Raw genomic sequence first — 23,607 nt, forward strand, 5'->3', positions numbered from 1 at the left:
CTCACGTACGCAGCAGTCTCCGCGGTGCCCTGACCTTCACGCGTGCCGCGACGGCCTCCTGTTCGAGCCGATCGACGATCTTCACGCGCGGACGGCCTGCGCGTCGACCGAGCGCGAGCTCCTCCGCATCCAGCCGGCGCCACGATGCCAGGTCACCCGCCCGCGGGGTCGTCGCCGCGATGAGCTCGTCGGGCGTGTGGTGTGGATCGGCGATGTCGGAGTCCAGGTGGTCGAGCACTGCCTCCACCGTCTCCTGCGCGCAGGTCTTGTTCGTGCCGATGAAGCCGCGCGGTCCACGCTTGATCCACCCGACGACGAACACACCCGGCGCCACCCGCCCGTGATCGTTGGGGACGGTGCCCGTGCGCTCGTCGAACGGGAGCCCGGGCAGACCGACGCCGCGGAAGCCGACCGATCGCACTACCAGGCCGGCGTCGAGGACGTACTCCTCCGACCTCGGGACGGCGACGACGGAACCGTCGACACCCTCGACGAGGTCGTTCCGCGCGACGCGGACGCCGGTCACCCGGCCGTCCTCGCCCAGAATCTCCACCGGCGACACCGCGAACGTCAGCACGATGCGGCGACGCGTGGGATCCGTCGAGTGCGGTCGAGCAGCCAGTTCGGCGAGCAGGCGACTCCGCTGATCGTCACCCTGCAGCTGCGCCGGGTCCGCTTCGACGACGACGTCGACATCGGTGAGCGCTGCGAGACCCATCAGCTCGGGCACGGTGAAGGCCGCGTCGGCCGGTCCGCGTCGACCAAGAATCTGTACCTCATGGATCCCCGAGTTCCTGAGCTGATCGAGAGCGTGCGGCGCGATGTCCGTTCTCTCCGAGAGCCATTCGGGGTCGCGGGTGAGCATGCGCGCGACGTCGAGGGCGACGTTGCCGTTACCGACCACGACAGCGCGCTCGTGATCGAGCGTGACGGCGGCGTCCCGGTGATCGGGATGGCCGTTGTACCAGCCGACGACGTCGGTCGCGGCGACCGAACCCGTCAGCCCCTCGCCGGGGATCCCCAGCACGCGATCGGACGATGCGCCGACGGCGAACACGACGGCGTGATAGACCGACTGCAGTTGCGCCACAGTGATATCGGATCCTACTTCTGCTCCCAGCACGTACCGGAAACCCGGCTCGTTCTCGATCGCCTCGAAGAGATCGGTGACCTTCTTGGTGGTCGCGTGGTCGGGCGCGACGCCGTGCCGCACCAGACCGTGCGGAGTATTCAGCTTGTCGTAGACGTCCACCGACGCCACCTCGGGATGCTTGAGCAGCTCGTCCGCGGTGTACAACCCGGCCGGACCGGCACCGATCACCGCGACGCGGAACGGACCGCCGCGGCGCAGACGTCGTTGCGGCGCAACGAGAGCCAGCGGTGTGCGATCGGCGTGCGGCATCCTCTCGAAGTACTCCGCATTGAGGGCGGCGTACGGAGCTGTCGCGATCGTCAGCTTCGTGTCGGGAACGATCGCGCCCACCGGGCACGCCGTCACACAGGCACTGCACCCCACGCACGTCGCCGGATCGATGAACAGCATGTCGGTGGTCCCGAACCCGGGCTCGCCCGGTGCGGGGTGGATGCAGTTGACCGGGCACGCGAGGACGCAGGACGCGTCGGCGCAGCACGTCCCGGTGACGACGTGGGGCATCGAATCAGGCCGCGGCGGAGGCGGGCTCGCTGCGGAACCGCGAGGGGCGTCCGTCGATACGCAGACTCGTCCACAGACGCTTCGAGACGCGGTTCATCAGGCCCATGTCCTCGGACAGCTTGCGGACGTCACCGAACATGTCGCGCAACGTCTTCGCGGAGGCGTCGTTGTCCCACCACACCTCACGCACCACCTCACGCGGGATGCCGAGCTCGCGCTGAACCTGCTTGCTGGGCTTCATGATGACGTCGCACAGCACGCGCATGATGATCGGCGTCGCGATCGACATCGCGAATCGCTGACGTCGGGACAGCTTCGGGGCGCGGTGTTCCAGGTACTGGTGCGCGAACCCGATGTGCCGCGCTTCCTCGGCCACGTGGATCTGCATGATGCGCGTCATCAACGGGTGCTGCGACTCGCCGGCACGCAGGATCGACTTCTGCGCGTGATCGATGGGCTCCTCGCCCGCCAACACTCCGACGAAGAAGCCGAACGGCAAGGGACCTGCGAACAGAGGGAGCAGCGGGCCGGCCTTGCGGAACCACTTCGGGCCACCCGGGACAGCGACGCCGATACGGTTCACCAACTCCTGGAACATCTGGGTGTGGTGGCACTCCTCCGTCGCCTCGTGCGTGGAGTAGCGGAACTCCGGCGAGCCGTTGGGGAGGCGCAGCGCGTAGTTCATGATGCCGGCGATAAGCACCTGCTCGAACTGCAGACCCACCTTGAGGATGTTGGCCTGGCGGTACATGCCGACCGCGATCTGCCGATCGAGCGGAAGCGACCGGTACCAGTCGGTGTTGCCCAGCGGATCGGCAGCCGGAAGCACCCAGCGGGGATCGTCGGCCACGATCGCGTAGTGCGGATCGTCCCAGGGAATGTCGAGGAAAGCGTCGAAGTGCTGATGCACCGACGCCTCCGACAGAGTGCGCAGCGTCTGCTCGTACTCGGAGCGCGTGTCGGATGTGATCGTCATGGCGTGAACCTCCGTGAGTGCCGGGCCGACTTGATGCGACAGGCTGTCGCAGTAAAGTTACTGCAACCAGCTGTACCACGCAACCACTGAGCCGCCCCTGATTGGTACAACGCTCGTTGTCATCATGGCGGTAATCGGGCCATTCCCGGTTGTTGCATTCACTCGGCAACTATTCTGCGAACGTCGGGTACCGTTTCGCCCGTCCTTCCGTACCGCTGTTCCGAATACCGGGAACTCGACCTGTCCTTCTCTTCACTGCCGCATCGTTCGTCGGGGGTCGACGCGGCTCGACGAACGAGAGAGTGCGTTGCCCGTACGTCCGATCCCGACAGCCGAGCGCGGCTCGGCTCACCGTGAGTACCCGAGCGTGCCCACCATGCGTCTGATCGTCCTGACGCTGGTCATCACGGTCGGCCTGTCGGGACTTGCCTGGGGGATGTCGCCGCAATTCGACGGCGTGTCCTTCACCGTCGTCGTCGTGGCGGCACTGACAACACTCCCGTCCGCCGCCCTGTTCTATCTCTACGGCCGGACCATGCGGTATTCGATCGCCTTCATCGTCTACTCCGACATCGGTATCGGCCTCGTGTTGTTCAGCTCGCAGTCACCATTCGACGCACTTCCCGGCGTGGTCCTGCTGATGCTGGTGTCCCTGTTCGCCGGTGTCTTCGCAAGCGGACGCGTTCTCACTGTTCAATTGATCTTCGTGGCAGTCGTCCTAGTGGCGCTGTCCGTGCTCTCGCTGCAGGACGGGGTCGACGGCTGGCTCGTCTCCTCCAGATCCCTCACCCTGCTCACCGCGATCATCGTGCCGATCCTGCTGAAAATGCACGTCGACTACCTCACCGAGAAGCTCGAGAACAGCCGACGCGACGGCGTCAGCGGTCTGCTCAACCGACGCGGGCTCGACGGTGCCGTCGCGCGGTTCGACATTGCCCGCGGAGTCGAGCAGACCCTTGGCGCGGCTGTGGTCCACCTCCGGGACTTCGTGCAGATCGAGCGTCGCCTCGGCCGCGCCACGAGCCACGACCTGGTCGCCGAGACGTCTGCACTGCTCTCGGAGGCGTTCCCCGATGCCATCGTCGCCCGGACACAACCCGGGGAGTTCGCCTGCATCTGGCTCGGTTCCGAAGACGACGTGGTGTCCCGGCTCGCCGCGGTCCGGTCGCTCGTCGAGTCCACCCGTCTGCGCAGCGCCACCGTCAGCATGACGTGCACCAGTTCCACCGTGCCGGTCGACTACCGCACCACGGCGACCGTAGCGCTCGGCAAGACACTCACCGCCGCCGCGTTCCTCCAGTACGGCGACGTCGTGGCTCCCCGGAACAACGACCACGTCGCCGAACTCATCGCCGACGGTGGGCCCACCATCGTCTTCCAACCCGTGCTGTCGGTGGCGACGGGTCGCATCATGGGCTACGAAGCGTTGTCCCGCTTCCCTTCCGGGCACGGCACCACCCAGAGCTGGTTCCTCGACGCCGCTGCCGACGGCCTGCAGATCCCGCTCGAACTCGCCGCCGTGCGACGCGCTGTCGCCGCGTCGCGCGATCTCCCGGCCGACGCCTTCCTCGCCGTCAACGTCTCGGCGACCACCATCGTCGCCACCGATCTGGTGCCGATCCTCGACGAGGCCACGACGTGTCGACGCGTCGTCGTCGAGATCACCGAGCACGACCTGGTCAGCGACTACACCGCACTGGGCGCAGCCCTCGACCACCTGCGCGACGCGGGCCTGTCCATCTCCGTCGACGACGTCGGGGCCGGATACTCCGGTCTGCGTCAGCTGGTCGAGATCAAGCCCGACGTCATCAAGCTCGACGCGTCGATCGTCCGCGGCATCGACACCGACGACATGCGCCGCGCCGCTGCGAGCGCACTGACCACGTTCGCGGCCGCCATCGGTGCGCAGTGCATCTACGAGGGCGTCGAGACGCAGAAGGAACTCGACTCCGCGCGGGCTCTCGGAGCCGACATGGTGCAGGGCTTCCTCGTCGGCCGACCGCAGGAAATCTCCGGAGTGAACGGTCGCATGATCGCTCCCTGACCGGGTACAGCCGACACCATGACTTCCCCGTTCACCGATTCGACGTTCGTTCCCCGCACCGCGGTGGTCACCGGCGGTGATTCCGGCATCGGCCGCGCAGTCGCCGTCGCTCTGGCCGGCGCCGGCATCGATGTCGGCGTGACCTACAACCGCGACAAGGACGGTGCCGACGCCACCGTGCAGGAGATCCGTCAACTGGCCTGTGCAGCGTTCAGCACCCACATGGATCTGACGGACCTGCCCGGTGCCGCCGCCGCCGTCGACACCCTCGCCGGCCAGCTCGGCGGCATCGACGTACTGGTCAACTGTTCCGGTACCGGTACTGCCACACCGTTTCTCGACCTCGACCTCGACTACGACTCGTGGCGCGAGGTGTTGTCCGTCGACGTCGACGGCGCCTTCCTGTGCAGCCAGCGCGCCGCGCGCCTGATGGTGGAGCAGGGCCGCGGTGGTCGCATCGTCAACATCACCAGCGTTCACGAGCATCTCCCGAAGGTCGGCGCGGCACCGTACTGCGCGGCCAAGGCCGGCCTGGGTGGGCTCACCCAGGTGATGGCCCTGGAACTCGCGCAGCACGGCATCACGGTCAATTCGGTTGCACCGGGAGAGATCTCGACACCCATGACCGGTCAGGAGGGCGAGATCAACGCGCGCCCCGGCGTGCCGCTGGGGCGTACCGGGGACGCGCGTGAAATCGCCTCCGTCGTGGCGTTCCTCGCGTCGGCCACGTCCTCCTACATGACGGGAGCGTCACTGGTGGTCGACGGCGGAATGGCACTGATGGGTCCACAAGCCGTGCAGTTCGTGCCCGACGACTCGTGGCGGAACGTCTAACGGCTCGTTGCTACGTAGCCGGTCCCCTGGTGCGCGGCAAGTAGGCATGTAATCGCGAAGATGTACGTCGGACAAGGCCCCCACCGTCACGAGGAGACTTCAGCATCCCCCACCAGTAGGTCGTCTTGCAGAGCGAAGGCATGCTGCGGAGAAACCGCGGGACAGTAGACATCAGCCTGGTCGCCTGCCAATCGCATCGACTCGACTCTCCAACTACGCCGCTCTGCTGCGTGCATCCCGCTGATGAACCGTTCGCGGTGATCAGGGATGAGGAAGAAAGAGGGATCCAAATCCGCGCGCATCAGACCCATCAAGTACATCATAGCTTTCTCACCTCGACTGTAAGGTGTTATCGCTGAACGTGTTCGGATCCCGAACGTGCCTACACCGATAAGGCGACACAACGTCCGGACGTACTCGAGATTTTCGAACACCGCTGAACAAATGGTTGGTCGGCCCGTCTTACCCACATCGCCGTCCGCTGCAAAGTAGCCGGCCAACCATCCATATAGGACTGACTGGTGTTGGTCGAGATCCGGACGATGCGACTTCCAAGCTCCAGGAAGTCCGCTGATCTTGATCAACCCGGTGTAAGCCCGAGGCGCATTGCCGATTCCCTCGAAGAGTGGAAGAAGCGCCTTGTCTTTCTCGCCGGCGAACAGTGCGATGGACTTGGTACGGCCTCTCGGCCGCGTGCCGTCACCGAACACGAATCCGCGAGCCGCAGAACTCGCGTCGACCGTCACCCCATCCGGTCGAGCAGCGAACACTGACTGCATGATGTCGCCGCCGCGTAGATCGATTGTTGGCGAGGGGTACACGCGAGAGCGACGTGTTCGTACGAACCATGGATGCTGGGGAGCCGCTCGAATCGTCTTACGGACGCCAGACCGGATAAGAACGACCTCACAGATCTCTCGCCGGCCGAGTCCCGATACAGTGGCGTCGACCCACACCCCACCATTCGACAACACTGGATGCGTTGCTCCCGCTAAAGCGCGAATGGTCGTTACGCCCGTCTTGGTAATGACCTCCGTTTCACCTGCAAAACCTGCCGAAGTCGGTGCTGCACCAACTCCGCTTCGGCTACCGCTTCCGGTATGCGAACCATGTGACGACATTTGGCCCCCGGCCCCTCTCCCGACTCGAACTCGCTGAACAAGTTAGCTCTGAGGCCCGACAAGAAAAGCTTCCGCCGGTGTGACAGAGCTCCAAGCGCAGGTCCTACTGCTCCGTAGATGGCCACTCGCTGCGAGGGCTCGCTTGGATCGGTTCCTGAGTACGCTGAGGCGGTGGCTCAAACGGCGTTGTACGACGCGATCGCGGCGGACTATGCGCGTGAGTTCCACGACGAGTTCGCATCCCGCCCCTTCGACCGCGGCTTCCTCGCATCGTTCGCGCGGTCCGTGCACTCGACGCGCGGCACCACCGTGCTCGACGCCGGCTGCGGTCCAGGTCAGGCGGCGCGGGAACTGGCTGGCGCCGGACTCGACGTCATCGGTCTGGACGCGTCGAGAGGCATGATCGCGGCGGCATCCGGGCCGGCCTCGTGGGTGGTGGGCGACATGACATCGCTGCCTCTCGCCGACGGCTCCGTCGACGGCGTGTGCGCCTGGTACTCGATCGTCCACACCCCCACCGATGCGCTGGGCGCATTGTTCGCGGAGTTCCGGCGCGTCACGGCTGCGGACGGCTGGCTCCTGTTGGCGTTCCAGACCGCGGCGCCGACGCTGGAACTGCGCTCGGCGTTCGGTCAGCCCGTGCACCTCGACTACCTCCGCCACGACGTCGACGAGGTGCAGACCCTCCTGATCGAGAGCGGCTACCTGCTGCACCGGGATGCCGTGCGGTCTGCCAACGCGTCGGAAACCGCAGCGCAGGCCTTCGTGGTGGCGCGGCGCTGCTGATCGTGGAATGTGGACCCCGGATTCCGGGGTCCACATTCCACCTTCGTACGACGGATCCTCGACGAGCGCATCGGCGTCCAAGGAGGTGTGGACGAACTGGATAGATTCGCGGGCCGGCACGACGGCGTCATCAGCCGGACGCAGGCACTCGACCTGGGTCTGTCGTCCACCGCGCTCGAGCGCCGCGTGTCCGTGGGACGGTGGACGCGCATGGCAACGGGCATCTACATGCCGGCAGGCCAACCGATCAGCCAGAAGGCCATGGTGCGCATCGCGGTACTGAGATGCGGTCGCGGCGCGCTGGCGTGCGGACCCACCGCCGCCTGGTGGCTCGGCCTCCTCGAACGACCGCCCACCCACACCTGGGTGACCATTCCGCGCGAGCGTCGGTACCGCGACAGGTCTGTCACGGTGAGGCGACGCGACGTTCCCGCGGCCGACGTGGCAGTCGTCCGTGAGCTGCGTGTCACCGGCGTCGCTCTGACGGTGCTGGAGACTGCCATGATCTTGGAGGAGGCACGGCCCGGCGACGGAACACAGTTCCTCGATCGAGCACTGCAGACCAGCACCTCGCTGGCACGCCTCATGAGTGCGCACGCTCGCAACCCCGGACGGATCGGCAACCCCCGTTCCGCGGCGATGCTCGTACACGCGGCATCCGGCGGCGAGTCCGAGGCGGAGCGGATCTTCCTGCGGTTACTGCGCGCCGCTCGCATCACGGGATGGGCGTGCGCCGTTCGGTCGTGCGGCTACGTGATCGACGTGGCCTTCGTCGACCGACGGGTGGCGATAGAGATCGACGGCTGGGCATATCACCGGACGTCCGAACGCATGGCTCACGACGCGGTGCGCCAGAACGCGCTCGTGAACGACGGCTGGACGGTGCTCCGGTTCACGTACCACCGGCTGATACGGGAACCGGATGCCGTGATCGCCGAGGTGCGTCGGGCTCTGCGTCGATAGTGGAATCGGCGCCCCGGATTCCGGGGTCCCGATTCCACTATCCCCGTCTCCCACGCAGCAGGATCACCGCGAACGCCGGCACACCCACGAGCGCCGTCACTACACCTACCGGAATTTCCTGCGGCGCGAAGATGCTGCGCGCCAGGGTGTCCGCCCACACCATGAAGACGGCGCCGATAGCCATGGACGTCGGCAAGACCCGATGGTGCGCGGTACCGACGAGGATGCGGGCGGCGTGCGGTATCACCAGCCCGACGAAGCCGATGGCACCTGCCGACGCCACGATGGTCGCGGTCATCAGCGCGGTGACGCCGAGCAGAACGATGTTCAGCCGGAGCAGTGACACTCCCAGAGCGCGCGCGGTATCCGATCCCAGTGTGACCGCGTCGAGCGACGGTGCCGCGACCACACAGGCCACCACTCCGAGACCGACTGCCCCTGCACACACCGCGACATCGCTCCACCCTGCCCCGGCGAGCGAACCCAGCAGCCAGAACAGCACGCCACGAGTCTGTTCGGCGTCGGCAGACGACAGCACGATGAACGAGGTGAGGGCCGAGAACAGTTGCGTTCCTGCCACACCCGCCAGGATCACCGGACCGGTGCCACCACCGGCACCGGTCGCGAGCAACATCACCAGCACGAACGACACCAGGGCACCGACGAAGGCGCCCGTCGACAAGGACAGCGCGCCCGCCCCTACTCCGAGCACCGCAACGGACACTGCGCCCGTCGAGGCGCCGGAAGAGATACCGAGGACGAACGGGTCCGCGAGCCTGTTGCGCAGCAGCGACTGCATGATCGCGCCGCACAGCGCCAGACCGCATCCACTGATCGCGGCGAGAAGCGCACGGGGCAGCCGCAATTCCCACACGATGCCGTCCTGGATACGGCTCACGTCGGCCGGTGGTCCTCCGAGATGCGAGATCACGACTGCCACGACGTCGGGCACCGTCACGTTCGCCGGACCCAGCGCGATGGACGCGGCGATCGAGGCGAGGACGACGACCAGAGCGGCCGCCACTCTCACGTGCTGGGGTTCCACTCCCGCAGGGCCGCAGCCACTTTCTCGATGCCGTCGATCGTGCGGATCGACGGATTGAGATCCGCGCCGTTCACCACGATGTAGCGCTTGTCGATCACCGCCTGCATGCGACTGGTCACCGGGTTGCTCTCGAGGAAGGCGATCTTGCTCGCCAGCGCGTCGCCGTCGATGCTGCGTCGACTGAGGTCGGCGAGCACCAGTGCGGAGGGGTTGCGGTCTGCAACACTCTCCCAATTCACCTGCGGCCATTCGTCTGTCGTGTCCGCGAAGATGTTGCGAGCACCCACCGCGTCGGAGATGACACCCGACGCTCCACAGCAGCCGGCCATGTACGGCGCCGTCGTATCGGCGAACCAGAACGCGAGCGAGGCATCGGACGCCCGGCTGGACGCTGCGTCGTAGCGCGCCCGCAAAGAGTCCACCAGAGCATCGCCGCGCTCCCGCACGTCGAAGATCGCCGCCAGATCGTGCACCTCCTGGAACACGGTCTCGATGCTCAGCGGCTCGTCACGGGCACCGTCCGCGTTGACACTGGTGGCCGACTTGCCGATGCAGTCGGTCGGCGACAGGTATGTCGGGACGCCGAGCGCGTCGAAGCGGTCCCGATCCGCGACCCCGCCCTCCCCCAGCGTGCCGCCGAACGACGCGGTGACCATGTCGGGATCGGAGTCCAGGACCGCTTCGAGGGAGGGCTGGTTGTCTGCCAGTCGGGGAACCGTCGAGTTCGCGTCGGCCAGATTCGCCCGCACCGGGTCGGTCCACGTGGCGGTGCCCACCATCCGATCGGCCAGGCCGAGGGACAGCAGAATTTCGGTCGATCCTTGGTTCAGTGACACCGCGCGCTGCGGAGGCGCATCGAGGGTGATCGTGCGGCCGCAGTTCTCGAGAGTGAGAAAGTGATCGTCGGCGGTTGTCGTCGGGCCGGTGGTGCATCCAGTAGCGAGGAGGCCGACTGTCGTGACGACAGCGGCGATCGCGAGGCGTGGGGTCATGTTCTGTTGTGCCGTCCTGCTGGGAGCCCGTGCGCGGAGCTTCGAGGGTGGTGCCGGACAGCAAGCGATCGGACTTCGAGCCGGAGCTCGTCACCGTTGCGCGCCAGTCCCGGAGTCACACCGGGTTCCCTCGCTGAACGACTGTTCGAGTGTCACTCTAGACGCACGGACTCCTCAGACAGCGGACTCGGGATCGTGGTGGGGTTCCTTCTCGACGACGTCACACTCGTCGCGGCGGACCCGGCGGGCCTCGTCCTCGATGTCGGCGGTGCGGAGAGCAAGGCCGATCCAGACTCCGATCATGACCGCGACCAGCACCCAGAAGGCCACGACGCCGACGACGATCCACCCAGTGGTCACGATCAGCTTTCGTCACCACCGATCACGAGGATGACCGTGGTCGGTCACGATCAGGTCTCGGAGTTCACCTCACGTACGGAATGTTCACGAAGCTCGGATTCGCCGGGTCCAACTGCACGTGCTGGGGTGCCAGGGCGGAGTCGACGAGCATCGGGCCGAGGGGCAGGTAGCGCGGCACGCTGGCGGCGTAGATGTCCACGCGGATCCGGTGGCCCGGCTGAATCACGGCGTCCGTCGGGAGCAGGTTGATGTCCACCGTCGTCGGGACGCCGGGCACCAGTGGCTGCCTGCTGGCCAAGGTCAGCGCGGGCTTCGCGTCGACGTAATCACCGTTGGCGGAGCGGGTGCTCTTGCCCTCGTCGATCTGGCGTAGCGACGCGGTGAGAGCACCGTGTGTCAGCGGCGTCGACGTGCCGTCAGGCGCGACGTCGTTCATGGTGGCGGCCCAGAATCCGTCGGGTCGATCCAGCACCGTGTTGAGGTGGATGTTGGTCGCACCCGAGATCTGCGTCGGCGACTCGGCCGGCGCACTGGTGAACGTCAGTGCCTCGGCTTCGTTGAACCGGGAGTCCTTCGTGCACGCAGAGCCCAGAATCGCCGCCGCGCCCGCCGTACCGACAGCGGCATCACGCGAACAGACGCCCCGCAATCCGGGAGCGACGGTGAGCCGCGCGGTGTCCGGTGTCGGCGACGAGGACAGCGTGCCGTCGTACGACGCATGCCCGGCGGTACCACTGGGTGCCGCTGACAGATAGGTGCGCTGCGACTCCGCACCGGCGCGGGGGAACTGATCCGTGGTGGTCCATCCGCCGCCCTGCTGGAGCAATGTCACGGGTCCGTAATTCTCGACGCCGTTGTCGATCCCCTTGAGCCAGTGGTCGAACCACGCGCGCTCGAGCGCGTCGAGACGCGGCGGGTTGCCCGGGCGACCGAAACCCGCACCGGGGTTGATGTGGTAGCCGTCGCCCATGATCAACTGCTTGCGCCCGGGCTCGATCGGGATGTCGTTGTAGATGCGCGGCTCGCTGTTGGTGAAGATGTCGTGCCAGCCGCCGTAGACCATGGTGGGCACCTCGATCTGCGACAAGTTCGCGGATCGATCCGCATAGAACGCACCGTCCTGCGCGACACCGAGGGTCTCGGGCCGGATGTCTCCGATGGTCGGCGCGGTGAAAGCGTTCGCGAGTTCCGGAATCAGGATCGCCGGATCCGCCAGTCGGTCCGCGAGCCACCGAGTGTCGAACTGCCCCTGCAGGATCGACTGCACGTTCGGGACGAACTTGAGCACGTTCACCAACGTGAGCCACAGCGGCATGAACCCGACACCCAGCGCGCCGCCCGTGCCCACGATGTCGCGCAGCAGGTCGTTGCCGGGCTCGACCGGGAAGATGGCCTTCAGGGCAGGCGGCCGAAGTGCCGCAGCTTGAACGGAATTGATGGCCGAGTACGAGATCCCCGACATGCCGACCTTGCCGCCGGACCAGGACTGCCGGGACGTCCAGTCGATGATCTCCGCCGAATCCTGTTGCTCGCGTGGACCCAACACGTCCCAGGCACCCTGGGAGAAGCCGGTTCCGCGGGCGTCGACGACCACCTGCGCGTACCCGTTCTGGACGAGGTTCCGGTTCACGGCGAAGATCCGCAGTCCGCCGCCGTCGACCGCCTGCGTCAGATCGGTGATGCCGTCGAACGGTGTCCCCGCGAAGTTCAGGCTCGCCAGGAAGTCGAGCACCGGCTCGCTGACACCGGGGATCTGCTGGATCGAGTCGATCAGGTTGCCGACGAGCTTGGTATACGGCGTGATGTTCAGGATCGTCGGCAGGTCGGTCTCCACCGGGCGACCGGACGCGTCCGCGGGCCGGTAGATGTTGGCCTGCAACACCGTTCCGTCGCTCATCGTGATGGGTACGTCCCAGTCGATGGCCACCTGCGGGTACTGCGGCGGGGCATCGGCCGCGGCGGTCCAGGCGATAGCGTCGGCGCCGCCGGTGGGGTCTGCCGTCGCCGGCACCGCGGTACCGGATGCGACGAGAAGAGCGACCAGAACGCCAGACATGACCGTGGAACGACGCCGCACTCGAGCCCCCATGCTCACAAGGAAAGGCGCTCGATCTGTGACCGGCACCACTAGCTTACCGGACGGTAACCTACGGTTGCGTAGAGGTCAACGGTTACTCACGCACCGAACAAGAGGTACAGCCCGAGAAACGTGTAAAGGACCATGACGATCATCAGCGCCAGTTCCCCCAGCAGCGCATGCCTCTTCGGGATCAGCCGTAATGCCGCGTCGTGGGCCAGCGTCACTCCGACGACGTGCCCGATGACCACGCTCAACACGGTGACGGTCGCGACCACCGACGGGTGCGAGGACAGCGCGTAATTCACCGACGCATCCGCGATCCCCAGCGGATTCCACCCTCGGTCGAACGGATCGAACAACGTGAAGATGCTCTGTTGACCCTTTTCCACCAGATAGGTCAGGTAATGCGCGAAGAAATAGCCGACGACGATGGGTATCAACGAGTGCGCGAGCAGCCCCGGCAGCTGGGCTCGTTTCTCCTTGGTCACCCCGCCGGTCGCACGTGACGCCAGCTGGAAGAACCCACCCACGACGGCGACGCAGACCAGGATTCCGAGGGTGCGCGCCACCACCGGATCACCGACGTCGCGCACGAGGTTCTTCCACGTCGGTGTCTGCGCCAGCGAGTCGAAGGCAGTGGAGCCCAGCAGCATCGCCAGGACAGCAACAGTTCCCCGTCGGACGGGCAGCGACGCCGCACCGTCGAGCGGGTTGCGCAGCACCACCTGCCGCGTCTCGGGATCGCGTGCCGTCACGGACAGTCGAGCGACAGTGTCGCTGAACACCTCGAACGGGTCGGCCCGCGCGAACCATTCCTCACCGAACACGAGGGCGCCGACCAACATGACGACCACGTAGAGCAGGCACCACAGTCGCACTGCAGCAACAGAACCCGGGTCACTGGACGCCAGTTCGAGCCACACGAACGCGAACAGTCCGACCACCGCGGGGAGTACCCCGATGCTCTCCGGCAACGTTCGACGAGGACGCACGGGCAGCACCCGGTAGACGGCGCGGACCGGCGACACGATGCGCCACACGGGCCCGAAGATCAGGGACGCCGGAACCAGGCCCACCCACACGAGGACGTAGAAGACTCCGAGCAACGCGTTGGACGAGTCCTGCGGTCCCAGCAGCGATGCCGCTCCGACCCACACCGCCGACGCGACGGACACCCCGCCGACGACTCCGCGGAACACGGCAGAATCGACGACGCGGGCCAGCGGTGTCGCGGTCCAGTACCGCAGAGGGTTCAGTCGCGGTGTCTTCCACGCCAGCAACAGGATTGCGAACGAGGCTGCCAGCGCCCACGCGCCGCCGATGAGGGCGTACGTGACCGGGATGGGGAGATCGGACGAGCCGCCGAGTCCGTGGGCGAGGAGCTCGCTGCTCACGGCCGAACGAGCACCGTGGCGACGGTGACGTCGGCTTCGTGCAGTTCGATGTCGACCGAGCCCGGCACGTCGACCGTGAAGCGGAACTGCTGATCGTCACCGACGGCCACCGGGAAGCTGTGCTCCGGAACCGAATGCACGTGGATCTCGTCCTCCGCGTCGCTGGACACGGTCACGAGGATCTCCTCGCCGACCGTGCCCTCGAGGCGCTGGTCCACCGGCGTGACCTCACCGCCGGCGATGGAGACGTCCAGGGTCGTGGTGGGCGTGATGCGCGGGGCGTCCGACGCCGCGACAGATGTGGCCGGTGCCGACGACGCCTGCTCGAGCGTTGCCTCGGTCTCCGGTTCCGACTGCGAGCACCCCGCCAACGCCAAGGCCGCCAACCCGAGCACCACTACCCGCCTCACGCCGTGTCCTCCCTCTCGTTCGCATCCTTCAGCTCGTTCTCGGCGTTCTCCGCCCGCTCGGCACGCCGGTCGCGCACGACGATGACGATCACCACGAGGGCGATCAGCAGCGCCGGGATGACAGCCGGAAGTGCCAGGACGACAGAGTGATCCGCCAGGTAGATCACGTTCGGGGCAGGCGTCATACGCGACTGCGCTCCTTGCTGCCCTTCGTCGCGGTGTTACCCGGAGTGGCGAGGCTGATGCGCGCGGTGCCCCAGGAGAGCGACCAGATGAGGGCCAGCGAGCAGGCCAGCACCACGAGGCACGCGGCGGTGAAGAGCCAGGCCGGGTGGTCGAAGGAGCGTTCACGCTGCAGCAGCTTGGTCTCGTACTGCAGGTCGCGGGTGAACTCGGTGGTCGCCGGAACCTCTTCGGCTCCGATGCCCTCGTCGCCCGCCATGAAGATGGGAGCGCCGGCCATGGTGCGGCCGTCCTGCACGCGCAGGAACGTCTTCCAAGTGCCGTCGACGGGAACCGCTCGCGTCGAACGGTATTCACCCGGTCCGGTGCGCTCGAGGTTGTCGACGACGAGTCCGTGCAGCGAGTCGCCCGCGCCCTGCCAGGCGAGGATGGACACCCACTGGGGGTCGTCGGACACCAGGTCGCTCGGGTCGATGCTGACGGTCGCGGTCACCATGCGGAACCCGTCGACGCGGGGAGCGTCGGTCAAGGACACGGTGGCACTCGCGTTCTCCGGGACCTCGATCATCAGGCCGTTGGCGACGCTGCCGCCGAGGACCAGCACCATGGCGACGACGATGGATCGACGGACCGCCGGTCGCGGGATGCCGTCGCCGCTGAGCGCTTGCGCGAACAGACCGGCGGTCAGACCGACGACGAGTCCGGCCGGGACCGTGGTGGCCAGAGCCTCGACCCACATACTGCTGGGCCACGGGTAGAGGAAGACGGCGTCGACCCAGAAGGACTCGAGGTACAGGCCGATGGTTCCGACGGCGACGCCGGCGACGGCGCCGAACAGGATGCGGCGCTTGATCAGTGCGGTCAGGCCCAGGATCTCCACTACGACGGCCATGCCGAGGTAGAGGGTGAAGACGCTGTGCGGCTCGCCGAGGACGGGTCCGACGATCAACGCGGTGATCTCGCGGATGACGGCGGCGAACGCGACGGCGAACAGCGCCGATCCGCGACCGACCATGAGGCGGGCAGCGATGAGTGCGAAGGCGCCGGCTGCGGTCATCAGCAGCGGCTGGAAGACCAGGCGGAACTGCTCGACACCGAAGTCGTATTCGATCTGGAACACGGACAGGCCGATGACCAGTCCACCGAACGCGGAGCTACGCAGGAACCACGTGATGATGGAGCGCTGACGGGAGTCGACTGCCTGCGCAGGATCGGCCTTGATGTCGCCGTCGGGTTCGCCGGCGGTCTCGGCCGTGGTGACGGCGGTCGACGCCATGGAGACGCGACCTTCGTGTTCGAGCAGGAGGACGCCGACGAGCGAGAGGCCCGCGCCGCCGATGAGCATCAGGTGGGTCGGGCCCCACAGCGTGACGTCCTGGCCGAACATGCGGTGCCAGATGTCGTCCAGCGGGAAGCCGATCAGGGCGTACAGCCCGGCACCGGCGATGAGGAGTCCGCCGGTGGGGGCGTACCAGGTGCGGGTGATCTTGATGGCCGCAGGCCCCGGCTTCTCGTCGCGCGGCAGAATGATGGCCAGCGCGCCGGTGATGAACAGGAAGAAGAGTCCGACCAGGATGAAGTAGTGGGCCGGGTTGGCCAGCGGGCCCTCGTCGCGGCCGCGCCCGATGTGCAGGCTGACGTCCCAGATGAAGCCGAAGAACGCGGTGAGGATCGTCGAGATGAACATGACGAGCGGCAGTGCGACCCACCCGGGGCGGTGCAGCTTCTCGCCCGCGAAGTCCGCGAGCCGCTGCAGCCAGGTGATGCGCCTTGTCCGGTGCATCACCGCCAGGTACAGCAGGAAGAGCGAGATGACACCCGCCGCAGCAGTCATGCCGAAGACCTGATCGAGAGCGGCGCCGCCACCGGCTTGCGCCTGTGCGATCAAGTTACCCGAGGTAACACTTACATTCGTCACGCATCGGATTGTGTCTGTAACCGGGCGTAAACACAAGACTTACCGAACAGTAATCCACTGATCATGGAATCCCGACCCCGGAATCCGGGGTTCAGAGTCCACGATCAGCCATGTACGCCCGCCAGCCCCCGAACTCGGTGATGTCCGTACCCGCCTCGGCCGCGTCGGCGGCGCACATGAAGCCGACAACCTGCCGACCGTCCGACAGCGTCACCGGGCCCAGACCCATCGGCGCCGGCAGCGCCGCGAGGAACGTGCCGAGGTGCGCGGGCGCCATCCGGTAGAGCTCGCCCGCGATGGAGGCACTGCCGTTACGTACCAGACCGGGCTTGGGCGGGGTCGTGCCCAGATCGACCAGCCGGTAGTCGGCGGAGGTGCCCACCTCACCGAGGAAGCGTGCACCGCGCTCGACCAGCTGGCCGTTCAACGGGAAGCCCCGCAGGTGCGCGCCCACGACCAGGACGTCGACACCCTCGTCGACGACCACGGCAGTCCGATCCCCCGCTACCAGTGCTGCGACGTCCAGGACCACCTGGTCGCTGAACGCCGGTCCCACCACCATCACGCCGAACGGGGCACCGGCCGTCGTCGGAGCGCCGGGAACCGCCACCGCGGCCATGTCGAGGAGGTTGCAGAAGTTGGTGAACGTGCCGAGCCGCCGGTTGATCCCCATCGGATCCGCCTGCACCGCAGCGATAGTGGGGTGCTCGGTCGTGGTCGGCAGCAAGAGGCCGTCGAGTCCGTCCAGAAGCGTCGCGGCATAGGACTTCGCGGCGAGGAGCGTCGAGAGGTCGTCGACGTAGGCGTGCGCGGCAGGCGTCCGCGCGCCGAGGACGATCGCCTCGACCGTCGGGTCGGCAGTAGCCCGACCCGTGGACAGGAACTCACCGACCGCCGCGTACCGCTGCGCCACGATCGCTCCGTCGTACAGCAACACCGCGGCGTCGAGAAGCGGGGAGATGTCGACGACGTCGTGGTCCATACCGGCAGCGTCGAGTCCGGTCACGGTGCGCGCGAACGCCTCCGCGTACTCCGGGCACAGTGCGACGAGGTCCTCGCGGCGCGGGACACCGACACGGGGTCGAGGCGGAGCAGCCAGCGGAACCGTCGCCGGCCACGAGCGACTCCGGGGATCGGCGGCATCCGGCCCGATCATCACGCTCATCACCGTGGCCGCCGTCGCTGTGTCGTCCGCGAAGACGGTGACCGCGTCGTAGTCGACGCACGCCGGCACCACTCCGGTGTTCGGCACCAGTCCCAGCGTGGGCTTGATGCCCACGAGCGACGCGAATGCCGCCGGCACCCGACCGGAGCCTGCGGTGTCGGTGCCCAGGGCGACGTCGACGATCCCCAGCGCGACAGCGGTGGCCGACCCGGAACTCGAGCCGCCGGAGATCTTCTCGGGATCGTGCGCATGCCGCACGGCTCCGTGAGGGCTGCGGGTGCCGACCAGTCCGGTCGCGAACTGGTCGAGATTGGTCTTCCCCAGCACCAGCGCCCCGGCCGCACGCAGCCGTGCCACCACGGTGGCGTCCTCGGTCGGGTCGTACGAGAACTCGGGGCACGCGGCGGTGGTCGGGAGCCCGGCCACGTCGATGTTGTCCTTGACCGCGACGAGCATCCCGTACAGCGGCAGATCCTCCGCCAGGGACGCCGCCTCTGCCAGTACCTCGGCCTCGTCCCGCAGTGCGATCCACACCTCGGGGCGGTCGACCTCGGCAATGCGCTTGTACGCGAGCAGTACTCGATCGGTTGCAGTCATCACGCTTCCTGTGCGGTCGTCAGGGCGAATTCTCCGGCGGCGGACCAGGCGTCGCGTTCGATGCCGAACGCCTCGGCCTGCTTCTTCCGGAATTCGGCGATGGAGGAGTCGTTCGCGGCGAGGAACTCGTCGTGATCGGCCAGCGAGAACGTGCCGTCGGTGATCTCGACGCCCGCACCGCGACCGGCGGCGAGGTCCGCGCGCATGTCGCCGAGTTCCTCGGTGCTGACCGGGTACCAGGAGATGCGGTCGAAGAAACGTAGCAACCACGGCGTGCCCTCCTCGAACCCCTTCGCGGTCAGAGGATGGCGGTGGTTCCAGACCTGCGTGGTCCGCCCGACGAACTGGTAGCCGCCCGGTCCCTCCATGCCGTAGATGCACAGGTAGGCGCCGCCGATACCGACGGCATTCTCGGGAGTCCACGTGCGGGCCGGGTTGTACTTGGTCGTCACCAGACGGTGGCGCGGGTCGAGCGGCGTGGCGACGGGAGCACCGAGGTACACGTCCCCGAGCCCCAGGACCATGTACTCGGCGTCGAACACCGTGTCGTACACGTCGTCGACCGAGTCCAGACCGTTCATGCGGCGGATGAACTCGATGTTCCACGGGCACCACGGCGCGTCGGAGCGGACACCGTGCATGTAGCGCTGAATCGCCTCGCGTGTCGACGGGTCGTCCCACGAGAGCGGCAGCCGCACATGACGACTGGGGACGCTGAGCTCGGACGTGTCCGGAAGTGCCGCCTCCGCCTCGAGCAGTAGATCCAGCAGCTTCCCGGTCGGCAGGACGTCGGGGTCGACCTTGACCTGCAGGGAGCGGATACCGGGAGTCAGGTCCACCAGTCCTGCGGGACCGATCTCCTGGACTGCCTCGTGCAACGCGTGCACCCGGGCCCGCAGCGCGAGGTCCAGCGACATCTCGCCGTACTCGACCAGGATGTTGTCGTCGCCGGACCGGCGGTAGGTCACCGGGGTGAGACCGTCGCGGCGCGCGATGACTCCGTCGTCTCCGTCTCCGCCGCGGGAGAAGACGACGGGAAGCGATGCACGTCGGGCGAGACCCACGGTGTTCTTCGATGCTGCCGCCGCGACCTCGATGGGCACGAAGCGCACGGTGTCACCGGGGCGGAGCTGACCGAGCTTCCAGCGGTCGGCCGCGACCACCGTCACCGGGCAGACGAATCCGCCGAGGCTGGGGCCGTCGGGACCGAGCAGGATCGGGGTGTCGCCCGTGAAGTCCAGCGCGCCGACGGAATACGCGTTGTCGTGGATGTTCGACGGGTGCAGCCCGGCTTCGCCGCCGTCGGTGCGGGCCCAGTCCGGCCGCGGTCCGACGAGTCGCACACCGGTGCGGTCGGAGTTGAAGTGCACCTCGTAATCGGTGCCGACGATGGTGTCCATGTCGGCGCGGGTGAAGAACTCCGGCGCACCGTGCGGACCTTCGGTGACCGCGAGCTGCCACGCATGGGTCAGTGCAGGAACGTGTTCCATCGGAACGGCCGCCGGTGTGCCGACGGCGCGCGTGTCCAACTGCAGATCGTCGCCGTCCCGCAGCACGCGGCCGTCCTTGCCGCCGAACGTGCCCAGCGTGAAGGTCGACGCGCTGCCCAGGTACTCCTCGGCCAGGACACCGCCACGGATCGCGATGTACATGCGCAATCCGGCGCCCGAGACCAGGCCGACGTCGAGCACGCCGCCGGCCGGCACCGTCACGGGTGTGAACCGGTCCACGGCAATCCCGTTCACCGTGACCGGCGAATCGGCACCTGTCACGCACACGACGGTCTCGTCGTCGAAACGCAGGGCCGGACCGCTCATCGTCGTCTCGAGGGCGGGAGCGCCCTCCGGGTTGCCGACGGCGATGTTGGCCAGTCGCAGCGACAGGTCGTCCATCGGTCCCGACGGCGGAACGCCCACCTTCCAGTAGCCGACACGTCCCGGCCAGTCCTGGATGGTGGTGAGCATGCCGGGGCGCTCGACGGTGACGGTCACGAGTCCGGCCTGGTGACGATGAGCCGGACCGGCGTCGGGTCGAAACCGTTGCACGGGTTGTTGATCTGTGGGCAGTTCGAGATCAGCACCAGCGAGTCGATCTCCGCGCGCAGGGCGAGGCGCTTGCCCGGCGCGGACAACCCGTCGACGATGCCGAGGGTGCCGTCCGCGTCGACCGGCACGTTCATGAAGAAGTTGATGTTGGAGACGATGTCGCGCTTGCCCAGGCCCCAGCGCGAGCCTTCGAGAATGAAGTTCTCGACGCAGGCATGCTGGTGCTTGGTGTGATGGCCGTAGCGCAGCGTGTTCGACTCCTGCGAGCAGGCGCCGCCGATGGTGTCGTGGTTGCCCACCTCGTCGGCGACGATGGTCATCATCGGCCGGGACTCGCTGTCGCGCAGCACAGTTCCGGTGGTCAGGTAGACGTTGCCCTGACCCACCATCGTCGCGGGTGCGCTGTAGCGGACGCTGTGGTCCTCGGCGCCGTAGACCAGCGTGTCGACGGCCTGGTTGCCCTCGAGGTCGAGAATCGTGAGGACGTCTCCGGCGCGGACGACAGCCGACCACGGGCCACGGGCAGGCGCGACCTCGTCGAGGATCACCCGGCCGGCCACCAGCGCCAGTTCCTGTACTGCTGCGGTCATTTCGAGCCTCCTGCTGCGTACGTGTCCTCCGTGTTGGCGACGGCGCGGAGGTATTCGGGATCGGTGTTCGGCAGCTCTTCGAGATCCTGCGGCGACGGCCATGCCAGGACTTCGAGCGAGGTGGTGTCGAACGTGGGCGACGGGTCCACCGGGTGGGCCGTGTTGGCGATGGAGACAATGACCGGAAGGTGCACGATCAGGTCGACGATCGTTCCCGCCCCGGCGGATCCGGTACTGCGCAGCGCGCCGTCGGGGTCCACCGTGACGCCGTGGAAGAAGCTGACGGTCGGCGGCACGTCGCGCGGGCCCAGACCGTTCTTCAGGGCGGCCAGCACCAGCAGCTCCCGTCCGGCCGGCGATGCCGAGTAGGCGGAGCCGTCGCCGTACTTGTCGGTGTTGGTCAGCAGCGTGGTCGTTCCGCAGAGCGCGTCGTGCCGACCGGAGGTATCGGCCAGCACGGTCGCGAGGACGCGGCCCTGGTCCGACAGCAGTGGATGCCCGACGCCCATGTACGCCTGCCACGGCACCTTGACGGTGTCGGCCGCGTTGAGACGCTCCCACGGAGCATCGGCACGGTGGAGCATGACGTGTGCGCAGGCGCGTCCGTGCACGTCCCGCAACCGCAGCCGGGTGCCGCGCTGCAGCACCTTGGTGGTGTACCGGCCTCCGGGAACAGTTTCCGCCCAGATCAACGACGCGGCGTCAGTACCGTCGATCTCGTTCGGCCACAACGATGCCGGGACGACGGGCATCGAATCGGTGATCTCACGGGCTTGTGCACGGGCGTGCTCGCGAGCCGCGGTGGTCGTGGCGGTCATGCGTTCGCTCCTGTCGGAATCGGGTTGGGGTGGCTCTTGCCGCGCGGGAAGCAGAGCGCACCGAGGGCAACGACGGCCAGCACCGTCAGCGGGGCGGCCCAGCGCAGCAGCGGGAAGTCGCCGGACGGGTCGTAGATCTCCGACCGCGGCCAGGACAGGTTGATCACCATGGCGGCGCCGTACACGACGGCGAGAATGTTGACGGGCAACCCGAGCCATCCGAGCGTGAACAGGGGCTTGCCCTCGGAGTCGACCTGCGAGGTGCGGTGCGGCCAGCCCTTAAGGCGGCGGAGGAGCAGCGGCACCGTCACCATCATGTACGCGAGGTAGATGAGCACGATGCAGACGCTGGCGAGGGTGGAGAAGATCGCCGAGTTGCCCACGTTGACCACCAGGACCAGGACACAGCCGAGGCCGATGACGACGGCCGGGGCGATGGGTGTTCCCGTCGTCTTGTTGACGCTGCCCAGGATGCGCGAGCCGGGCAGCCGGCCGTCGCGAGCCATCGAGAACATCAGGCGTGATGCGGCGGTCTGAATTGCCAAGGTGCAGATGAGGATCGCGATGGCGACGTCGACCAGCAGGACGGTGCCCCACGGCGAGGACAGCACCGAGTTCAACACGTAGGGCAGTCCCTGCGTCGCCAGTTCCCCGTCGGTCAGGCTGGGCGCTGCCATGAGGGCGCCGATGATCATGAGGCCACCGCCGAGTGCCGACACCGACAGGGCGAGCCGGATGGTGCGGGGGGCGACGCGGCGCGGGTTCTTGGTCTCCTCGGCCAGCTCGCCCGCCGAGCCGAAGCCCACCATGACGTAGGCGGCCATCAGGCCGGAGACGATCCATGCGCCGATGTAGCTCGAATCGACTGCGGCACCGCCGGTGTCGAAGACGACGTCGGGTCCACGCTGGGCGTGAGTGAAGAACACCCCGATCACGGCGATGACGCCGACGATCTCGCACGTGACGCCGATCGAGTTGATGCGTGCCATCGCATTGACGCCGATGGAGTTGATGGTCGTGGTGATCACCAGCAGGATCGTGCCGAGCACGACGGCATTGGTGGCACCGTCCGAGGAAGTAAGCGCAGTGTCGGAGCCGACGATCTGGAAGCCGCTCCAGACGTTCGGCAACACCACCTGCAGCGCGATCGCGGCGGCGGAGGCCGTCACGATCTGCGCGATGATCATGAACCAGCCCGCAAACCATCCGGTGATCTCGCCGCCCACGCGCCGCGACCACTGGTAGATGGCGCCGGAGATGGGGTAGCGCGCCGCCAGTTCGGCGAAGCACAGCGCGACCATGAACTGGCCGACGAAGACCACCGGCCAGGCCCAGAAGAACGCCGGTCCGGCGAAGCTGAAGCCCAGGCCGAAGAGTTGGAAGATCGTGGTCAGGATCGAGACGAACGAGAACCCGGCCGCGAACGAGGCGAATTTGCCCAGCTTGCGGTGCAGTTGCTGTTCGTACCCGAACTCGAGCAGATCGTCGGAGTCGCCGTCTGCGCGACGGTCCGACGGGGGTGGGAGCACGGCCTGGCTCATGGTGTTCTCCATCAGGAGGGGTGGCTTAACTGTCGAGTGATAGTTAATCCGACGCAAAGGTCTCGCCGGTATCGACGATGTTGCATCTCTG

Annotated in this window: 20 protein-coding genes; 4 read left to right on the forward strand and 16 right to left on the reverse strand. The window is 67.2% G+C overall.

The annotated features are described in order from the left end of the window. Position 1: 1 nt before the first annotated feature. Both ASG64_RS07135 and ASG64_RS07140 read right to left on the reverse strand, forming a co-directional pair. Positions 2–1,654 (reverse strand): FAD-dependent oxidoreductase, encoded by a 1,653-nt coding sequence (locus ASG64_RS07135; protein WP_056071516.1) that lies wholly within the window; start codon positions 1,652–1,654, stop codon positions 2–4. A gap of 4 nt (positions 1,655–1,658) precedes the next feature. Beyond that, positions 1,659–2,630, reverse strand: coding sequence for an AurF N-oxygenase family protein (locus ASG64_RS07140; protein ID WP_042576018.1), 972 nt, complete (start codon positions 2,628–2,630; stop codon positions 1,659–1,661). A gap of 376 nt (positions 2,631–3,006) precedes the next feature. On the opposite strand from ASG64_RS07140, the gene ASG64_RS07145 reads away from it, so the two are divergent. Further along, positions 3,007–4,674, forward strand: coding sequence for an EAL domain-containing protein (locus ASG64_RS07145; protein WP_162245372.1), 1,668 nt, complete (start codon positions 3,007–3,009; stop codon positions 4,672–4,674). An 18-nt stretch (positions 4,675–4,692) separates the two neighbouring features. Beyond that, positions 4,693–5,508 carry an SDR family oxidoreductase gene (locus ASG64_RS07150; protein WP_056071524.1) on the forward strand — a complete coding sequence of 272 codons (816 nt, stop codon included), beginning with the start codon at positions 4,693–4,695 and terminating at the stop codon, positions 5,506–5,508. An 86-nt stretch (positions 5,509–5,594) separates the two neighbouring features. Here the strand turns inward: ASG64_RS07150 and ASG64_RS21530 are convergent, their stop codons facing one another. Continuing rightward, positions 5,595–6,278, reverse strand: coding sequence for a hypothetical protein (locus tag ASG64_RS21530; protein ID WP_162245373.1), 684 nt, complete (start codon positions 6,276–6,278; stop codon positions 5,595–5,597). Between the two features lie 522 nt (positions 6,279–6,800). On the opposite strand from ASG64_RS21530, the gene ASG64_RS07160 reads away from it, so the two are divergent. Then, positions 6,801–7,415 carry a class I SAM-dependent methyltransferase gene (locus ASG64_RS07160; RefSeq protein ID WP_056071531.1) on the forward strand — a complete coding sequence of 205 codons (615 nt, stop codon included), beginning with the start codon at positions 6,801–6,803 and terminating at the stop codon, positions 7,413–7,415. 87 nt (positions 7,416–7,502) lie between these two features. Further along, on the forward strand, positions 7,503–8,378 hold the full coding sequence (locus ASG64_RS07165; protein ID WP_056072864.1) for a type IV toxin-antitoxin system AbiEi family antitoxin domain-containing protein: 876 nt from the start codon (positions 7,503–7,505) through the stop codon (positions 8,376–8,378). A gap of 37 nt (positions 8,379–8,415) precedes the next feature. Here the strand turns inward: ASG64_RS07165 and ASG64_RS07170 are convergent, their stop codons facing one another. The 13 genes from ASG64_RS07170 to ASG64_RS07230 form a co-directional block, all read right to left on the reverse strand. Further along, complete coding sequence (locus ASG64_RS07170) at positions 8,416–9,408, reverse strand: FecCD family ABC transporter permease (RefSeq protein WP_235579514.1); 993 nt, start codon at positions 9,406–9,408, stop codon at positions 8,416–8,418. Continuing rightward, positions 9,405–10,415 carry an ABC transporter substrate-binding protein gene (locus tag ASG64_RS07175; protein ID WP_056071538.1) on the reverse strand — a complete coding sequence of 337 codons (1,011 nt, stop codon included), beginning with the start codon at positions 10,413–10,415 and terminating at the stop codon, positions 9,405–9,407. Before ASG64_RS07175 ends, ASG64_RS07170 begins: the two co-directional genes overlap by 4 nt. Positions 10,416–10,589: 174 nt before the next feature. Further along, positions 10,590–10,775 (reverse strand): hypothetical protein, encoded by a 186-nt coding sequence (locus tag ASG64_RS07180; RefSeq protein ID WP_056071541.1) that lies wholly within the window; start codon positions 10,773–10,775, stop codon positions 10,590–10,592. Positions 10,776–10,839: 64 nt separating this feature from the next. Beyond that, entirely contained in the window at positions 10,840–12,831 is a 1,992-nt protein-coding gene (locus tag ASG64_RS07185) for a CocE/NonD family hydrolase (protein WP_235579515.1), read from the reverse strand. Between the two features lie 119 nt (positions 12,832–12,950). Beyond that, positions 12,951–14,249, reverse strand: coding sequence for a hypothetical protein (locus ASG64_RS07190; RefSeq protein WP_056071547.1), 1,299 nt, complete (start codon positions 14,247–14,249; stop codon positions 12,951–12,953). After that, entirely contained in the window at positions 14,246–14,659 is a 414-nt protein-coding gene (locus tag ASG64_RS07195; RefSeq protein ID WP_056071550.1) for a hypothetical protein, read from the reverse strand. The genes ASG64_RS07190 and ASG64_RS07195 overlap by 4 nt, the downstream gene beginning before the upstream one ends. Then, a complete protein-coding gene (locus ASG64_RS07200) occupies positions 14,656–14,844 on the reverse strand; it encodes a hypothetical protein (RefSeq protein ID WP_042576002.1) in 189 nt (62 codons plus the stop codon). Before ASG64_RS07200 ends, ASG64_RS07195 begins: the two co-directional genes overlap by 4 nt. Continuing rightward, entirely contained in the window at positions 14,841–16,760 is a 1,920-nt protein-coding gene (locus ASG64_RS07205) for a hypothetical protein (protein WP_056071553.1), read from the reverse strand. Before ASG64_RS07205 ends, ASG64_RS07200 begins: the two co-directional genes overlap by 4 nt. 91 nt (positions 16,761–16,851) lie before the next feature. Next, complete coding sequence (gene atzF / locus ASG64_RS07210) at positions 16,852–18,522, reverse strand: allophanate hydrolase (RefSeq protein ID WP_056071556.1); 1,671 nt, start codon at positions 18,520–18,522, stop codon at positions 16,852–16,854. Then, positions 18,522–20,513, reverse strand: coding sequence for a 5-oxoprolinase/urea amidolyase family protein (locus ASG64_RS07215; RefSeq protein ID WP_268793318.1), 1,992 nt, complete (start codon positions 20,511–20,513; stop codon positions 18,522–18,524). The genes atzF and ASG64_RS07215 overlap by 1 nt, the downstream gene beginning before the upstream one ends. Further along, positions 20,510–21,157, reverse strand: a complete 648-nt coding sequence (locus ASG64_RS07220) for an urea amidolyase associated protein UAAP2 (protein ID WP_056071559.1) — start codon at positions 21,155–21,157, stop codon at positions 20,510–20,512. The genes ASG64_RS07215 and ASG64_RS07220 overlap by 4 nt, the downstream gene beginning before the upstream one ends. After that, positions 21,154–21,975: an urea amidolyase associated protein UAAP1 gene (locus ASG64_RS07225; protein ID WP_056071561.1), complete on the reverse strand. Its 822-nt coding sequence runs from the start codon at positions 21,973–21,975 to the stop codon at positions 21,154–21,156. The genes ASG64_RS07220 and ASG64_RS07225 overlap by 4 nt, the downstream gene beginning before the upstream one ends. Beyond that, the gene (locus ASG64_RS07230) at positions 21,972–23,516 is read right to left on the reverse strand and encodes an amino acid permease (RefSeq protein WP_056072873.1); all 1,545 of its coding nucleotides are present in this window, start codon (positions 23,514–23,516) and stop codon (positions 21,972–21,974) included. Before ASG64_RS07230 ends, ASG64_RS07225 begins: the two co-directional genes overlap by 4 nt. Positions 23,517–23,607 lie beyond the last annotated feature (91 nt).

The organism is Rhodococcus sp. Leaf247, assembly GCF_001426185.1.
In the GTDB taxonomy this organism is placed as follows: Bacteria; Actinomycetota; Actinomycetes; order Mycobacteriales; family Mycobacteriaceae; genus Rhodococcoides.